The sequence below is a fragment of the Bacillus sp. FSL E2-8887 genome (genome assembly GCF_038007205.1).
GTDB lineage: Bacteria > Bacillota > Bacilli > Bacillales > Bacillaceae_G > Bacillus_A > Bacillus_A mycoides.
On record NZ_JBBOWS010000001.1, the window covers coordinates 4,772,752 to 4,788,934 of the forward strand.

A 16,183-nucleotide genomic window follows, 5' to 3' on the forward strand; every position below is an offset into this window, starting at 1 on the left:
ATGGTACGGACACATACATAAAAAAACCTTGCCTAAGCAAGGTTCATTCATCCACCGACATCTTCCTATATAATTCTACAAACTCACTCGCCAATTCCTTCACCGTAATTGCGTTCATTAAATGATCTTGTGCATGCACCATCAAAAGGGTAACTTCGGTTTTTTCCCCGGCAGCCTCTTTCTGTATGAGCTCTGTTTGTAAGCGATGCGCCTCTTGCAATTCATTTAAAGCTTCTTGTAGTTTCGCTTCTGCTTCCTGAAATTCACCGCGCTTTGCGCAATCAATTGCTTCCATTGAGCAGCTTCTCGCATTACCACCATGCAAAATTAAGTGAAAAGCTTTCGTCTCTATCGTATCCATTTTAGTTCTTTACTCCCCCTTTTCTTCCGCTACTTTTTGTTTATCCCATATTTTTAAGAATGGAAAATAAATAAGAAATGCAAGTGCAAAGTTAATGAGCTGTAAAATAACCCCTGAAATTTTCCCGCCTGATCCTAAATATCCACTAAAAAGAATAGGTGTAGTCCAAGGTACAGCAGCTCCGCTCGGACGTGCAACCCATCCCCATTCCATTGCAAAATAAGAAACAATCGTTAAAACAACTGGTACAAGTATAAATGGAATAAGTAAAAGCGGGTTCATTACTATCGGCATACCGAAAGTCACCATTTCATTAATATTAAAAATACCTGGTGCAATCGATAATCGCCCTAAACTTTTCAATTGCTGACTTCGCGCAAATAATAACATTCCTACAACTAAAGCAAGTGTTGCACCAGAACCGCCCATATAAATCCATAAATCAAAGAACTGTGCAGTAATCGTATTCGGTACGTCTTGCCCAGCCTGAAATGCAATTCGATTTTGATCCATTAATGACAACCAAATCGGACTCATTACACCACCAACAATTGCAGCTCCATGAATTCCGCACGCCCAAAGTACATGGACAATGATAACTGCGATTATCGCACCCCAAATGCTAGCCCCAAGTACACTAAGAGGCTCCTGTAAAAGCTTTCCTATAACATTATGGATGCTACCGAAAGTCGTATGTTCAAAAATTAATCTAATGATCCAAACAACCGTCACAACAATAAAGCCTGGAATAAGCGCAGCAAATGAACGCGTTACTGCTGGCGGAACTGTCTCTGGCATCTTTATAATCATCTTTTTCTGTACAACAAATCGATAAATTTCAGTAGATATAATTGCGATAATCATCGCTACAAACAACCCTTGGCTTCCCATTAACGCAGCTGGTATAACTCCATCTACAAGTATACTTTCTTTCGTATTTGGTATCATATACATAACTTGGAATGGTGTTGCAAGCAAAAATGCTACAAGTGACAATGCACCTGCCGCTAAAGCATCTACTTTATATTGTTCTCCTAATCTGTAAGCGATTCCAAAAACAGCTATTAAAGACATTATATTAAAAGTAGCCCCCACTGGGTACCCTAATGCTACATTCCAATTCTTTCCGAAGATTCCTGCCATAAAATCATTATATCCTGGTATTGGTAATGCACTAATAATAAGGAAAAATGATCCAATAATTAAGAAAGGCATCGTTAAAACAATTCCATCACGAATCGCTTGCAAATGTCTCTGTTCTGCAACCTTTCCTGCCACTGGCATCACATATTTCTCTAAAAACCCTATCATCTATCCCACACTCCTCATGGTTTCATTAACAAAGCTGCTTGCAAGATAGCTTCTCCATTACAAAGTCCGTAATGGACGGATTGAATGACATCAACAGGTATTCCCTTCTCCTTACATAATTCTTTCATTTTCGGTAATAAATAACGTACTTGCGGTCCAAGCAAAAGCACATCCGCAGTATCAATATGATTTCGCACTTCTGAACCTGATACCGCCCAAATCTTTACCTCTATCCCTTTTGCCTCTGCTGCTTTCTCCATTTTTGTAACAATCAAACTGGAAGACATTCCCGCTGCACAGCAAAGTAAAATATTCATCTCGCTCCCCTCCCCTTTTTTCCAAACCTAAGTTATGGTGTAGCCCTTGCCACCACTAGGTTACAAATATATATGTCTAGATTTCTAACTGTATGCCGAGCTTAAAAACAAAAATTTCTCGGTTTTCACGCTATTCCATCTATCCGTATTTTCCTAGTAAAGAAGTCTCTAACTCGCTATAATGATTCAGTATGATTTTTTATAATCGATAGGAGGATATATTTATGAAGGCATATCGCTTTCCGCTTATTTTATTATCTTCTATCCTAATTGGTGGTTTCATTGGTTATTTCATGGGTGCCGATGCAGTTGCTTTAAAGCCGCTTGGTGACATTTTCTTAAACTTAATGTTTACGATTGTTGTACCGTTAGTGTTCTTTAGCATCGCGTCATCTATTGCTAATATGGATGGATTAAAACGTTTCGGTAAAATTATGTCTAGTATGGCTGGAACTTTCTTATTTACAAGTATTTTAGCTGCTATTTTTATGATTATTATCGTGAAAGTATTCCCGCCAGCACAAGGTGTTGTATTAGAACTAACGCAGCCTGATAAAGCTGAAAAAGCAGTTAGTGTTGCTGATCAAATTGTTGGTATCATAACAGTATCAGACTTTTCAAAGTTACTATCTCGCGAGAACATGCTAGCTCTTATTTTCTTCTCTATCTTAATGGGGGTTGCAACTTCAGCAGTTGGTGAAAAAGGGAAACCATTCGCTACATTCCTACAAGCTGGTGCAGAAATTTCAATGAAAGTCGTATCTTTCATTATGTACTACGCTCCAATCGGACTAGCTGCCTACTTCGCAGCATTAGTTGGTGAATTCGGACCACAACTTCTTGGAACTTACTTCCGAGCAGCAATGGTATACTATCCAGCTTCTCTTATTTACTTTTTTGTATTCTTTACATTCTATGCGTACCTTGCAGGTCGCAAACAAGGTGTACAAGTATTTTGGAAGAACATGGTCTCTCCTACAGTTACATCACTTGCAACTTGTAGTAGTGCCGCAAGTATTCCAGCGAACTTAGAAGCAACGAAGAAAATGGGTATTTCTTCTGACGTTCGTGAAACAGTTGTCCTTCTTGGATCTACACTTCATAAAGACGGATCTGTTTTAGGCGGGGTATTGAAAATTGCTTTCTTATTCGGTATTTTCAACATGGAATTCGAAGGACCGAAAACATTAGCAATTGCACTTGTTGTTTCTCTATTAGTAGGAACAGTAATGGGTGCTATTCCGGGCGGGGGTATGATTGGTGAAATGTTAATCGTTTCTCTATACGGATTCCCACCAGAAGCATTGCCAATTATCGCAGCAATTAGTACAATCATCGATCCTCCTGCAACAGTGTTAAACGTAACAGGAGATAACGCTTGTGCCGTAATGACAGCTCGCCTTGTAGAAGGTAAAAACTGGATCAAAAATAAATTTGCTTAATATATAGAAAGAGGATGCTCGTTTTGAGCATCCTCTTTTTGTTGTCATTTGTCAGTGAATCGATATATTTGAAGTTGTGATAGATATATTAGCAAAAGCGTTAATATAATCCCATCCCGCCACAAATTTGTTATAATCTTCACAAACATTCCACACCTTTCATCCTTTCTCCGTACTATAATCATGTATGGAAAAGGAGATGGACACGATGACACAAAGCGCACCAGAATTTAAAGTTTTGCAAAGCATTGCATTTCTTGCTGTCGTTTTGCAAAGTTCCTTATTATATACAATGAATCAAGGAAATGTCTTACTCGAGCAATCTCTCATTATGGGCATGCTATTTAATCTTGCAAAATTTTCAGCACCTGCATTCATATTTATCGTCGGCTTCCATTTAATTCGGCAATATACGAAGAAACTCGTTTATACAGAGTATATTTATGAAAAATCCACACATTTACTCATCCCTTATTTCTTTTGGTCTATTCTTTATCTATTAACAACAAACGATACCATTACACTCCAAGGCGGAATAAAAAGTTTATTACTCGGAACAGCTGCACCTCATCTTTGGTACGTTATTATGATGTTCCAAATTCACTTATTGTTCCCTTTACTATGCACACTATTTTATTGGTTTCAAAAACGAACAGAAAATAAAAAAGACATATATAAATATATGACCATTTTCGCTTGTCTATATTTCTTCTTAATGTGGTACTCTTCTCACTACATTTTTAATGGAGAGAAACTGACTAGTTCAACCATTTTACATTATACAGATCGTTCCTTCTTCTTCTACTCATTCTATTTCGTCATGGGAGGAATAGCTGCTGTATCATTAAAAACTTGGCGTATATTTGTCATGAAACATATTCCGCTTATCACAATACTATTTTTCATCTTATTTTTATTCATCAATTATGAGTTATTTAGTTTTTACGGCGCCAATTCTATTCATTTAACGGTTTCTACTTATTTAAAACCGTCCATGTTTTTATATATTGTTTGTGAAATTATGATACTGTACGTGTTATCTATTACAGTTGTACAGCGACGTGGTTTCTTATATAAAGCTCTACGTTTTATCGGGAATTACACGTATGGCGCTTATTTAGCTCATTTTTTCTTCTTGCAACTATGTACAAAATTTCTTTCTTTATTCACACTGCAAGAAAACACAATATTATATAGCCTATTATTATTTACAATAACGGCCACAATCTCGATTTCAGCAATGGTCATTTGCAGTACACTACCATTTCATACATGGATTACAGGACCTTCTCCTACAACAAATATGAAATGGGCTAAGATTGTACTTCGAAAAACTCACGAAAAGGTATTCAAACCATATCTTTGATATAATAGAATTCCATACAAGAAAAGAAAGTAGGACATACCTATGATTAATCAAATTGGACAAATTATGTTATATGTAAATAACCAAGATGAATCAGTACAATTTTGGACAGAAACAGTAGGATTCCAAATTGTTGCAGAAGAAAATAACGGTCAAGGATTTCGCTGGATTGAAATTGCGCCGGCAAAAGAAGCTGGAACAAGCATCGTCCTTCACGATAAGGCGTTAATTGCGAAGATGCAACCTGAATTAAACTTAAATACCCCTTCACTTATGTTCTTCTCTAATAACTTAGATCAACTGTATAAAGATCTTTCTGAGAAAAATGTTACAGTTGGACAAGTTGTAGATTTACCTACTGGTAGAGCGTTCAACTTTGCTGATAATGAAAATAACTACTTTGCAGTTATGGAAAAGAAATAAGAAAAAACTATCCGAAAAGGTCATAATAAAACCTTTTCGGATAGCTTCTTTTATTAAGAAACTTGCTCTGCATTCGTTTCCTTATGCTGTATATGACTCGTAACCCATGTGATTCCACCAGCGACAACGAGATAGCATAATAAAATTAAAATTTGCATTCGCAATTGCAACCAATCTCCTAAAGAGATAACATCTTGTAATCCTCTAAGAGAATGAGACATTGGGAGAAACTGTCCAATTTTGCTAAGCACAGCTATATTTAACTCTCCTGGGAAAGTACCTCCGCTCGTCGCTAATTGAAGAACGAGAAGCGTTACCGCTGCGAACTTCCCAACAATGCCGAATACCGTTACTAACATAAGAATAAATGTCATGAACGTAAAGGAAATAACAATACTTGATAAAACAAAGAGTGATACACTTGCAACTTCTAATTTCATAACTCCTAACACTACCACATCTACAAGTAGTGCTTGAATGAGTCCAATTAAATATACTAATCCTAGTTTATTAATAAAATGTACTGTTCCGCTTACCTTCATATTTTGTCTACGGCCAAGAGGTAAAATATTCGATGCCATAATTCCGCCAACATAAAATGCCAGTGATAAAAAGTATGGTGCAATACCTGAACCGTAGTTAGGCACATCAGAAACTGTCGACTTCACTAATTGAACCGGCTCTGAGAACATCGTATTGCGTGCATCATCATTGCGAACATCCGCTATCTTCTCTGCGCCCTCTCCCAATTTCGTAGAAAGTTCTTTCGCACCATCGTCAAGTTTAACAAGTCCGTTCGTTAACTTATCAGCACCATGATTCAGCTCTGTTCCGCCACTCGCAAGGTGATTTACACCTTCTTGTAATGATGTAAATCCATTTCCCCACTTCGTAAATCCATCAGCTAAATTCGAAGTACCATCTGCTATCTTTTTCGTTCCAGCGGTAGCTTCGTTTAACTTAACTCCGAATGTATTCATGCCTTCCTCAATCTTATGCTGACCATCAGTAAGCTTCCGCGCACCTTGTGTCAATTGTTGTTGGCTATTATTTAAAGTGTTTGTTGCTTTAGCTAATCCGTTAGAAGTAGCAATGATCTTTTGAAAAGCAGGATCTTGCTGCACTTCTGGATGACTTTTCACGTACTCTTCTAATTGTTGTTTTACACTATTTGCTGCATTGTCCGCTTTCACTTGCCCTTCAGCAAGTTTCTCACTTCCGTTCACCCATTCATTTGTACCAGCACTTAATTCACTAACTCCTGATTGTAAAGACTTCTCCCCCTGTGCTAGCAGCTCCATACCATTATGAAGTGATGTCGCTCCCTGACTAAGCTCATTTGCTCCCCCAGTTAAGGCCGATTGACTAGAGGCAAGCTTATCACTTCCTTCTTTTAACTTCACTGTTCCATCATTTAAACGATGAATACCATCTGTAAGCTGATTCGCCCCATTTTTTGCATCCGTCGTTCCTTCATGTAACTTCTCAGCGCCATTACTTGCATCACTCAACCCTTGTGCCAAATCTTGAAACTTTGAAAAGACACCTTCTGTATAAGATTTCGTAATACTATTTGAGATTTTTGTTTTCATATTTTCAACAGCTGTCGTTCCAATTTGAGCTGCTACAAAGTTTTTACCTGGATTTACTTTATACTGCAATTGTGCCGGCTCTGGTTTCTCATCCATTAGTGTACTTACCTTTTTAGAGAACTCCTCCGGAATCGTAACCACCATATAATACTTATCTTCTTTTAGCCCTTCATCAGCATCTTTTTCTGATACGAAATGAAACGCCAATTCCTTATTCTCTTTTAAATTTTTAACAAAATCGTCTCCAGCCTGGATTGTTTTTTCATCCATCACAGCACCCTTATCTAAATTAACAACTGCAACAGGTAATTTATCTAATTTTCCGTACGGATCCCAATATCCAGCTAAGAAGAATCCTGAATAAATTAAAGGAACGATTAATAAAAAAATTAAAGCGATACGTCCATGTTTATGGTTCCACATCGCCTTCCAATCTTTAAATATAAGTTGAATTCCCTTCATGAAACATACTCCTTCTCCTAATTTAACACCCTTCGAATGGTTTAACAGATTTACTATACACGTCACTTTCCATACTGTATAATACATCTTTAATTATCAATTCATTCCTTTTGGTCTATAGAAAGGAGATTCGAAGTGGAACTTCTTCAATTAAAATACTTTCAGACAGTCGCACGACTAGAACATATGACAAAAGCAGCTGAAGAATTGCATATCGCGCAGCCTTCACTCAGTAAAACAATCGCTAGACTAGAAAAGGACTTAGGCGTCCCCTTATTTGATCGCCAAGGTCGACAGATTACATTAAACTCTTTCGGCAAAGTATTTTTAAAACGAGTAGAACGCATTTTTCATGAATTAAGTGAAGGGGAACGCGAAATTAAAGATTTAGCTGAATTACAACAAGGCTCTATTACACTTGCAGTTTCTATTCCAAGAATATTACCCGAGCTACTCGGTTCTTTTTTACTAGAACATCCTAACGTTCGATTCCAACAATTTCTCGCATCTACTCCTTCTATGAAGCGGCAACTAGATAATATGGAAATTGATTTTTGTATCTCCTCTGTACCAATTGAAGGCGAGGAAATGGTTTGGGAACCACTTATCACAGAAGAAATTTTCTTAGCTGTTCCTTCAGGACATCGGTTATCAAACCGCGAAAGTATCTATTTGCATGAAGTAAAAGACGAATCGTTTATTAGTATGAACACTGGTTACGGATTTCGGCACTTAACAGATGAATTTTGTAAAAAAGCTGGTTTCACTCCACATATCGCTTTTGAAGTAGATGAACCAACCGTGATTAGCGATCTCATTAAGCAAGGTCTTGGCATCGCCTTTGTCCCAAGTTTAACTTTATTAAAAAACTCTACTTTAGCATCAAATAAGTTACGTATTATTGAACCTAATTGCGAACGAACTATCGGCTTAAGTTGGTCGAAGAAGCGCTATTTATCAAACACCGCCCAGCAATTTCGTGAATTCGTGATTGATTACTTCTCCAATATTAGGGCGTAAAATTATATCGCTTTACAAACAAATAACGACACAAATAAAAGGTACCATCCCCATAGGGTGGCACCTTCTATTTTTTACTCTTATCCAATTCCATTTCCGCTAAAAGCGGCAATACGTTATCGAAAATATGTGTATTATTATTCTCACCTGTTACATATCCACCATAATATCTACTAAATACATTATCATTTCGGAATGTAGTCATCCGCTCATACAATTCCTTCGCAAACTTTGTATCACCTGTTTGTAGTACGTACAAAATTGTTAATCCGTAAGATGCTGGTGATTCATAGTTCACAGCTTGTTTTCCCGTTTCTAAGTTATAACGACCATATAACTTTTCGTCTTCGCGAAATTTCTTCTTTATAAATTCCAAATAAGCATCTGATGAAAGACCGCCTAAACTACGATGATAAGCAACGTATGATTGATCAATAAGATTCACTTCTTTATCGTACGTAAATGTCCCATCATCTTTATACTCTTTCGGGAATGCCCAACCCTGCCTTGGATAATCCGCTAAAAACTGAACAACTTCCTGATACTGCTGTGCAGAAATTTTTCCATACTTTTTCATATAAGAGAATGCATGCGGATTTATGTAAGATGTTGTTGCAAAGTTATTTTGTTTTCCTGTATCTGCATCATAATAATCAACGTAATAATTACCTTTTTTATTATAACGAAGTACAGAATCACTCAATTGATCTGCAAGGTTTTTATAGCGATCTTCCTTGTACATTTCGTAAGCACGATATAATTGTTCTATAATACGAAGATCATCGATAAGTGCATTAGTAGCTGACTGCATTTCTCCCTTTTCAGAGATTTTCCATATAACGATGCGATCCTTGTGTACAAAGTTATTTTGAATAACCTTCACTTGTTCATCAAATAAAGCTTGATCATCTTTATCAAGTGTATATTGTAGCCATAACCCTGCAGATTCTGATAAAGCTTCACGGCCCTTCGCTTCACCCTTACCTGCCTTTGTATCCTCTAAGCGATACGTTGCAAGTGTTCCATTTTCATTCACCATATGTCGTAAAATAAAATGCTCGGTACGATTTCCTTGTAAAGCTGACCAAAATACAACTCCACCTAAAGCGATTAAGAGAATAACCCCAATCCCTATATATAAACGTTTTCGCAAGCTTTTCACCTCCTTTTAAGGCTAACCTTAATTTTACCAGAGCATACGCAAATATAAAAAAGACAATCCTTTAGATTGTCTCTCTCACCTTATCCTTCGCAAGCCTCTTTAGAAGGTCTATATAGCGATTCCACAAGTCGATCATATTCACGACGCGTAATTTCTTTATTATACAACTTTAATAATAAATCTCTATGCTCTCTTGAAAATGCCATCTTTTTAATGACTTCAGGATACATAAAACACCCTCTCCATTTCACATAAACTTCTTCATCCCGGAAATAGAACTTACGTTCGCATAAAAGATTATAAAAGATTCAGCCCTAAAAAACAAATAAAATATTACCAAATATCAATTTCTTTCTTTTTAGAATATTTAAACACTATATTGCCGTACTCATTTTTTAAATACATATATATTTTCGGTAGTTTTTTGAATAAATTTTCCAATTCAATCAGAAAATAATGGCAAAAAGAAGGGGAGTATACATATGGATACCGTAACATTAGCAAGGGCATTTTTTGGTTCTTCATTAGCATTCCACATTATCTTTGCAACGCTTGGAGTCGGGCTTTCTTTAATGATTTTTATAAGTGAAATACTCTATCACTGGAAGAAAGATTCCGACTATGCCATTATGGCAAAAAGATGGACAAAGGCTTTTGCTATCCTTCTCGGTGTAGCAATTCCAACTGGAACAATTGTTGGTGTACAAATTTCACTTCTTTGGCCTGGTTTCGCCAAAATTGTTGGGCAAGTTATTTCCGTTCCGTTTCAAATTGAGATTTTCGCCTTCTTTTTAGAAGCTTTATTCATGTCTATTTACGTATATGCGGCTGATAAACTACCTCCAGTTATGAGATTAATCTCGCTATTTTTCGTTATGATTGGCGCCACTGCATCTGCCGTGCTTATTACATCGGCAAACACATGGATGAATACACCTGCGGGCTTTTCAATGAATCCAGATGGCTCAGTTTTTAACGTTGATCCGTGGAAAGCTTTCTTTAATCCGAGCTTTGGCACAAGTGCATTCCACGTCGTTATTACGGCCTATACAACTGGAGCAGCTGTTATTGCTTCTATCGCTGGATTTAAATTATTAAAGAAAAATTTAAGTGCTCGTGAAATTGCTTACCATAAAAAAGGATTACTGTTAGGGCTTGTCGTTACATTTATCACAGGTGCTACGATGTGGCTTTCAGGACACGAATCTGCTATTGCCTTACATAAACATTCACCTGAAAAACTAGCATCTGCTGAAGCTTTGTTTGAAACGACATCACACGCGCCTTTATCGATTGGCGGGGTTGTGGACCCTAACACACTTGAACTAAACTATGCCCTTGAAATTCCGAACATGCTTAGCTTATTAGTGGGACTAGACCCTAACACCGTTGTAAAAGGGCTAAATGAATTCCCGCAAGAAACGTGGCCACCATTTTACACACATACACTATTCAACTTAATGGTCGGCACTGCTGCCTTTACCTTTGCAGTTGCAGCTATTGCCCTCTTATATTGGTACTTTGTTTACCGAAAAAAAGGAGTAGAGTTACCGAAGTGGCTTCTTTGGGGAGCTGCCGCCTGTGGACCCGTTATGTTGCTCGGTATTGAATTCGGATGGATTTTTAGTTGTAGTGGTCGTCAGCCATGGACAATTTATGGCATGCAACGCACGGTAGATGCTTCTACGCGCGCTGATTTCGTCGGTCCTTTATTTGTTTTATTCATCATTTTATATATCGGACTCGGTATTTTAACAGTCTTTGTACTACGGACATTCTTTAAGAAACATCCGTTAAAGAATGATTTACATCACGAAGGAGGCGATTCTCGTGCATGAGGAAAGCATTGCAATCATCATCTTATGGGCTCTTATTTTCGTATATAGCATACTAGGGTCTATTGATTTTGGAGCTGGTTTTTGGGGCATGGTATACGCTAAACACCCGACACTTGCTGCCAAGCTTGCTAATCGGTACTTATCACCAACTTGGGAAGTAACAAATACGTTTCTTGTCTTTGTCGTCGTTGCTTTTCTCGGTTTCTTCCCAAAAGCGGCCTTTACCCTTGCAACCGTTATGTTTGTACCAGTTATGTTAATTTTAGTACTCGTTGCGATTCGTAGTACATTTATGGTATTTGCTTACTCCCTGCCAAAATACCAACACCTTCTTCGGATTATTTCAGGTATTACCGGGCTCTTAATCCCAGCTCTATTAATTACCGTTCTGCCAGTTACAGAAGGTGCCTATATTACGATGTCTGAAGGAAAAGAAGTGCTCCTTTACGGAAAACTTCTTTCTAGTCCCGTTATTTATTGTTATATGCTCTTCGGACTAACTTCGGAACTATTTCTATCATCTCTCTTTCTTGCTGACTTTGCTAGGGAACAAGGTTCTGAAGATACGTACCGAATTTATAGAAGAAATGCCATCATACTTGGTCCTGCAACGCTCGTGACTGCTATTATCGCTCTCGTTGTAATGGACCCTGAAACACACTGGCTTATGCAAGGACTAATAAAGCAATTCCCATGGTTTACAGTCTCTATCATTTTATTTGTTATCGGATACTCTTCCCTTTGGTGGACAAATAAGAAATATGGAACACTAGGCTTTCCTCGCATTGCAGTTTTAGCTGTCGTCGCTCAATATGCATTTGCAAGCTACGCTTACGGCGTCGCCCATTTACCTTATATCATTTACCCGGACGTAACTGTATTTACAAGCTTTACGACGGTCGAAACATTCTATGCACTTCTTATTCTTTACGCAATCGGGATTGCAATTTTACTACCAGGATTTATTTTCTTCTGGAATTTATTCTTAAAAGATCGAACATTTTTAAAGGAAAAATAGTAAATTAGGGGCATTCACACATAGAATGCCCCTAATTTATTAGACTCCTCTCCTAATAGTTATTACACTACTCCTTATACTTGCCTTATTGCTCAAAATACACATATTCACTAGATTAAGGTAGATGCCTAGTTCTTCTTATTTTCTTTTGAATATAATGCTATATAAACTTGAGACAAGCTACATTTGTTCAAGGGAAAATAGAAAGGTAGGTTAAATATGAGCATTGAAATATGGATTACTATTATTGTATTCTTCTTAACGATGATTGTTATCTTTTGGCGACCTCGCGGTTTAAATGAGGCGTGGCCGGCAGCAGTCGGCGCTAGCATTATCCTCATTACTGGACTTGTATCAAAACCAGACGTCATGGACATTATAAGTAAAATCGGCGGTGCCTCTATAACGATATTAGCGACCATCGTTATGGCGGTTATATTAGAAAGCTTCGGCTTCTTCCACTGGTCCGCAGCGAAGCTCGCAAATTTAGCGAAAGGTTCCGGACGACGCCTATACTGGTACATTCAATTACTATGTTTTCTTATGACTCTTTTATTTAATAATGACGGTAGTATTTTAATTACAACACCGATTTTGATTTTACTTCTGAAAAACCTTCAATTAAAACCTCATCAACAAATCCCTTATTTATTAAGCGGTGCTTTAATTGCCACTGCATCTAGTGCACCAATCGGTGTAAGTAATATCGTAAACTTAATCGCATTAAATATTGTTAATATGACTCTTTATATGCATACAGCTATGATGTTTGTACCTGCAACATTAGGGCTACTGTTTATGTCATGGCTCATGTATACAGTTTTAAAGAAAAAAATTCCAGAAAGATTGCCTGTTTCTTCATATGATATTGAAGAAATTTTCTTCACGAAAAACTTCCATCCGTTAAAAGGACAAAATTCTGTTAATACGAAACAAAAACGTACGAAATTCATGTTAAAAGTATTAGGCTTCGTTTTCCTTATGCGCTGTCTTCTATTCGTTGCATCCTTCTTATCGATTCCAATCGAAATCGTTGCCGTACTCGGTTCACTCGTTCTTCTCATCTGGAGATGGTACTACTTACGAACAAACCCAGTCGATATTTTGAAAAAGACACCGTGGCACATTTTAATTTTCGCTTTCTCTATGTATGTAATTATTTACGGGCTTCATAACGCAGGGTTAACAGCGGCACTTGTAAGTTGGCTTGAACCAGTTGTAAGTCAGCATCTACTCTATGCCAGCTTTGCAATGGGCGGACTCGTTTCCCTCCTCTCTAACGTCTTCAATAACCACCCTGCACTTATGATTGGTACAATCACATTAACAGAAATGGGACTAGATCCAGTCACATTAAAAACTATCTATCTCGCAAATATCATCGGTAGTGACATCGGTTCACTATTATTACCAATCGGTACACTAGCTTCCCTCATTTGGATGTATATCTTAAGACAAAACAAAATTAAAGTGAAATGGAAAGATTATTTAAGCGTATCTCTCATCGTAATCCCACTCACAACAGTCGTCACATTATTCCTCTTATACTACTGGGTACAATTATTCTTCACCTTATAAAGTGAAACTTTATAAGGTGGGTGGGTGTTCATCCCCCACTGATTATTAGCCCGCACCAATCGGGCGTTTACGGGCAGTTTATCTCCCACCTAACTTCTTTGCTCCAGCCGAATGTTGAGGTGGGAGTTTTACTGCCCACAAATAGCGGGATAGACGACAGAAGCCCCCTTTGCTACCGTCTTAGCAAAGGGGGCTTCTTCTATATTTAAGTTAGGTACAGTGTGATCAATCAAGTAAAGAGGTGTAACGTATTATTGGTATAAATGACTACCAGTGTCTTTAAATTCTTTCGCTTTCGCTTTCATCCCTTTTTCAATTGCTTCTGTCGTTTCTAAATCATTGTCTTTCGCATATTCACGAATATCATGTGAAATTCTCATACTACAAAACTTCGGTCCACACATTGAACAGAAATGAGCCGTTTTCGCACCTTCTGCTGGCAGTGTTTCATCGTGATATTCCATCGCACGTTCAGGATCTAAAGATAAATTAAATTGATCGCGCCAACGGAATTCAAAGCGAGCTTTTGAAAGTGCATCATCACGCTGATGAGCCGTTTTGTGCCCTTTCGCAAGATCAGCTGCATGTGCAGCGATTTTGTACGTAATAACCCCCGTGCGAACATCATCTTTGTTCGGTAAACCTAAATGTTCTTTCGGGGTTACATAACAAAGCATCGCCGTTCCAAACCAACCGATCATCGCAGCACCAATCGCTGAAGTAATATGATCATAACCTGGTGCAATATCTGTCGTTAACGGCCCAAGTGTATAGAACGGCGCACCCTGACAAATATCAAGTTCTTTCTCCATATTTTCTTTAATTAAATGCATCGGTACATGCCCAGGTCCTTCAATCATAACTTGCACATCATGTTTCCAAGCGATTTTTGTTAATTCACCAAGTGTCTCAAGCTCAGAAAACTGCGCTTCGTCATTTGCATCTGCAATAGAACCTGGACGTAATCCATCTCCAAGAGAAAACGAAACATCGTACTGCTTCATAATTTCACAAATCTCTTCAAAGTGAGTATATAGGAAGTTTTCTTTATGATGGAATAAACACCACTGCGCCATAATCGAACCACCGCGCGAAACAATACCTGTCATACGCTTTGCAGTAATTGGAATGTAACGAAGTAATACACCAGCGTGAATCGTGAAGTAATCAACGCCTTGCTCCGCCTGCTCAATTAACGTATCACGATACACTTCCCACGTTAAATCCTCTGCAATTCCGTTTACTTTTTCAAGCGCTTGATAAATTGGCACAGTTCCAACTGGTACCGGAGCATTACGAATAATCCACTCACGTGTTGTATGAATGTTTTTACCTGTAGATAAATCCATAATCGTATCTGCACCCCAACGAGTCGCCCACGTCATCTTCTCTACTTCTTCTGCAATAGAAGACGATACAGCAGAGTTTCCGATATTTGCATTTACCTTCACGTGAAAATTACGTCCAATTATCATCGGTTCCGCTTCAGGATGGTTAATGTTCGCCGGCAAAATCGCACGACCTTCTGCAATCTCCTTACGAACAAATTCAGGCTCTACCCCTTCACGAATCGCAACATATTCCATCTCAGACGTAATAATGCCATTACGCGCATAATGCATTTGCGAAACATTTGCACCTTGCTTCGCCCTAAGCGGCTTACGATCCATTTGCGGGAAAACAGGTGTATGTTTTGAAGCCACTTTCACACCGTCATCCTCAGGTTTAATTTCGCGTCCTTCATAAGCTTCCACATCACCACGCCCCAAGGTCCAAGAGTGGCGCGGCGCCTGCAACCCTTTTTCCAGCTCCACTTTATACTCTGGATCTGTATAAGGTCCACTCGTATCATACACACGGATTGGCGGATTTTGAACACCGTTCGTATCGCTTTGTTCAATCTCACGCATTGGTACTTTCATACCTTCACGTGTTCCATCCACATACACTTTCTTACTTCCTGGTAAACTCGATTTCAATTCAATTTGCTCAGCTGAAACAGACTGTTTCATAACCTTTGTTGCCCCCCTGTTCGTGACAAGGACGAGATATGGCCAGCGCATGCCAAAATAAAAAGAGCCAGGTCCATAAAAGAATAAGGACCTGGCTCATAAAGGCATAATTATGTAAAGCCGTTAACTTCCCTACGCTGGTACGAGCCAGATCAGGTCCAAAGGGTTAAGAAGTTCACACGCTTCTCTCTCAGCCTACGCATACGTTAGGCACCCCTAGTTTATCACTGATTTAATTTTCAATACTTTCCCATCATACACTATAATCTGAAAAATGCAAA

General features: G+C 38.2%; 14 protein-coding genes and 1 riboswitch. Of the genes, 7 read left to right on the forward strand and 7 right to left on the reverse strand.

The window, feature by feature from the left end; translation table 11 throughout:
* Positions 1–43: 43 nt before the first annotated feature.
* Genes NSQ08_RS24710 through NSQ08_RS24720 form a run of 3 tightly spaced genes read right to left on the reverse strand, consistent with a single transcriptional unit; the run spans position 44 to position 1,989 of the window.
* Entirely contained in the window at positions 44–361 is a 318-nt protein-coding gene (locus NSQ08_RS24710; RefSeq protein ID WP_002016162.1) for a PTS lactose/cellobiose transporter subunit IIA, read from the reverse strand.
* Between the two features lie 9 nt (positions 362–370).
* A complete protein-coding gene (celB, locus tag NSQ08_RS24715; protein WP_340779441.1) occupies positions 371–1,672 on the reverse strand; it encodes a PTS cellobiose transporter subunit IIC in 1,302 nt (433 codons plus the stop codon).
* Positions 1,673–1,686: 14 nt separating this feature from the next.
* A complete protein-coding gene (locus NSQ08_RS24720; protein ID WP_215590422.1) occupies positions 1,687–1,989 on the reverse strand; it encodes a PTS sugar transporter subunit IIB in 303 nt (100 codons plus the stop codon).
* A gap of 224 nt (positions 1,990–2,213) precedes the next feature.
* On the opposite strand from NSQ08_RS24720, the gene NSQ08_RS24725 reads away from it, so the two are divergent.
* From NSQ08_RS24725 to NSQ08_RS24735, 3 genes are all read left to right on the forward strand, one after another.
* Positions 2,214–3,431, forward strand: a complete 1,218-nt coding sequence (locus NSQ08_RS24725) for a dicarboxylate/amino acid:cation symporter (RefSeq protein ID WP_002016167.1) — start codon at positions 2,214–2,216, stop codon at positions 3,429–3,431.
* A gap of 208 nt (positions 3,432–3,639) precedes the next feature.
* Entirely contained in the window at positions 3,640–4,797 is a 1,158-nt protein-coding gene (locus NSQ08_RS24730) for an acyltransferase (RefSeq protein WP_340779449.1), read from the forward strand.
* Between the two features lie 42 nt (positions 4,798–4,839).
* A complete protein-coding gene (locus NSQ08_RS24735; protein WP_000609851.1) occupies positions 4,840–5,220 on the forward strand; it encodes a VOC family protein in 381 nt (126 codons plus the stop codon).
* Between the two features lie 53 nt (positions 5,221–5,273).
* Here the strand turns inward: NSQ08_RS24735 and NSQ08_RS24740 are convergent, their stop codons facing one another.
* Entirely contained in the window at positions 5,274–7,274 is a 2,001-nt protein-coding gene (locus tag NSQ08_RS24740) for a YhgE/Pip domain-containing protein (protein WP_340779452.1), read from the reverse strand.
* 135 nt (positions 7,275–7,409) lie between these two features.
* Here NSQ08_RS24740 and NSQ08_RS24745 point away from each other — a divergent pair, with 135 nt between their 5' ends.
* A complete protein-coding gene (locus NSQ08_RS24745) occupies positions 7,410–8,294 on the forward strand; it encodes a LysR family transcriptional regulator (RefSeq protein ID WP_002129960.1) in 885 nt (294 codons plus the stop codon).
* A 67-nt stretch (positions 8,295–8,361) separates the two neighbouring features.
* On the opposite strand, the gene NSQ08_RS24750 is transcribed toward NSQ08_RS24745, so the two are convergent.
* Both NSQ08_RS24750 and NSQ08_RS24755 read right to left on the reverse strand, forming a co-directional pair.
* Positions 8,362–9,447: a hypothetical protein gene (locus tag NSQ08_RS24750; RefSeq protein ID WP_002089636.1), complete on the reverse strand. Its 1,086-nt coding sequence runs from the start codon at positions 9,445–9,447 to the stop codon at positions 8,362–8,364.
* A gap of 89 nt (positions 9,448–9,536) precedes the next feature.
* Complete coding sequence (locus NSQ08_RS24755) at positions 9,537–9,686, reverse strand: hypothetical protein (protein WP_002016173.1); 150 nt, start codon at positions 9,684–9,686, stop codon at positions 9,537–9,539.
* A gap of 252 nt (positions 9,687–9,938) precedes the next feature.
* On the opposite strand from NSQ08_RS24755, the gene cydA reads away from it, so the two are divergent.
* The 3 genes from cydA to NSQ08_RS24770 all read left to right on the forward strand — a co-directional run bounded on the left by cydA (position 9,939) and on the right by NSQ08_RS24770 (position 13,890).
* On the forward strand, positions 9,939–11,294 hold the full coding sequence (gene cydA / locus NSQ08_RS24760) for a cytochrome ubiquinol oxidase subunit I (protein WP_002016174.1): 1,356 nt from the start codon (positions 9,939–9,941) through the stop codon (positions 11,292–11,294).
* Positions 11,287–12,312: a cytochrome d ubiquinol oxidase subunit II gene (locus tag NSQ08_RS24765; RefSeq protein WP_002089640.1), complete on the forward strand. Its 1,026-nt coding sequence runs from the start codon at positions 11,287–11,289 to the stop codon at positions 12,310–12,312. Before cydA ends, NSQ08_RS24765 begins: the two co-directional genes overlap by 8 nt.
* 219 nt (positions 12,313–12,531) lie before the next feature.
* The gene (locus NSQ08_RS24770) at positions 12,532–13,890 is read left to right on the forward strand and encodes an arsenic transporter (RefSeq protein WP_002129967.1); all 1,359 of its coding nucleotides are present in this window, start codon (positions 12,532–12,534) and stop codon (positions 13,888–13,890) included.
* Positions 13,891–14,141: 251 nt separating this feature from the next.
* On the opposite strand, the gene thiC is transcribed toward NSQ08_RS24770, so the two are convergent.
* Positions 14,142–15,902, reverse strand: a complete 1,761-nt coding sequence (thiC, locus tag NSQ08_RS24775) for a phosphomethylpyrimidine synthase ThiC (protein WP_201053370.1) — start codon at positions 15,900–15,902, stop codon at positions 14,142–14,144.
* A gap of 112 nt (positions 15,903–16,014) precedes the next feature.
* Positions 16,015–16,130, reverse strand: a riboswitch (TPP riboswitch).
* Positions 16,131–16,183: the final 53 nt, after the last annotated feature.

Excerpts from the sequence above, each read along its gene's own strand:
- NSQ08_RS24710 (WP_002016162.1), bottom strand. The coding sequence starts at position 361 with ATGGATACGATAGAGACGAAAGCTTTTCACTTAATTTTGCATGGTGGT.
- NSQ08_RS24735 (WP_000609851.1), top strand. The coding sequence starts at position 4,840 with ATGATTAATCAAATTGGACAAATTATGTTATATGTAAATAACCAAGAT.
- celB (WP_340779441.1), bottom strand. The coding sequence starts at position 1,672 with ATGATAGGGTTTTTAGAGAAATATGTGATGCCAGTGGCAGGAAAGGTT.
- NSQ08_RS24720 (WP_215590422.1), bottom strand. The coding sequence starts at position 1,989 with ATGAATATTTTACTTTGCTGTGCAGCGGGAATGTCTTCCAGTTTGATT.
- cydA (WP_002016174.1), top strand. The coding sequence starts at position 9,939 with ATGGATACCGTAACATTAGCAAGGGCATTTTTTGGTTCTTCATTAGCA.
- thiC (WP_201053370.1), bottom strand. The coding sequence starts at position 15,902 with ATGAAACAGTCTGTTTCAGCTGAGCAAATTGAATTGAAATCGAGTTTA.
- NSQ08_RS24740 (WP_340779452.1), bottom strand. The coding sequence starts at position 7,274 with ATGAAGGGAATTCAACTTATATTTAAAGATTGGAAGGCGATGTGGAAC.
- NSQ08_RS24730 (WP_340779449.1), top strand. The coding sequence starts at position 3,640 with ATGACACAAAGCGCACCAGAATTTAAAGTTTTGCAAAGCATTGCATTT.
- NSQ08_RS24755 (WP_002016173.1), bottom strand. The coding sequence starts at position 9,686 with ATGTATCCTGAAGTCATTAAAAAGATGGCATTTTCAAGAGAGCATAGA.
- NSQ08_RS24725 (WP_002016167.1), top strand. The coding sequence starts at position 2,214 with ATGAAGGCATATCGCTTTCCGCTTATTTTATTATCTTCTATCCTAATT.
- NSQ08_RS24770 (WP_002129967.1), top strand. The coding sequence starts at position 12,532 with ATGAGCATTGAAATATGGATTACTATTATTGTATTCTTCTTAACGATG.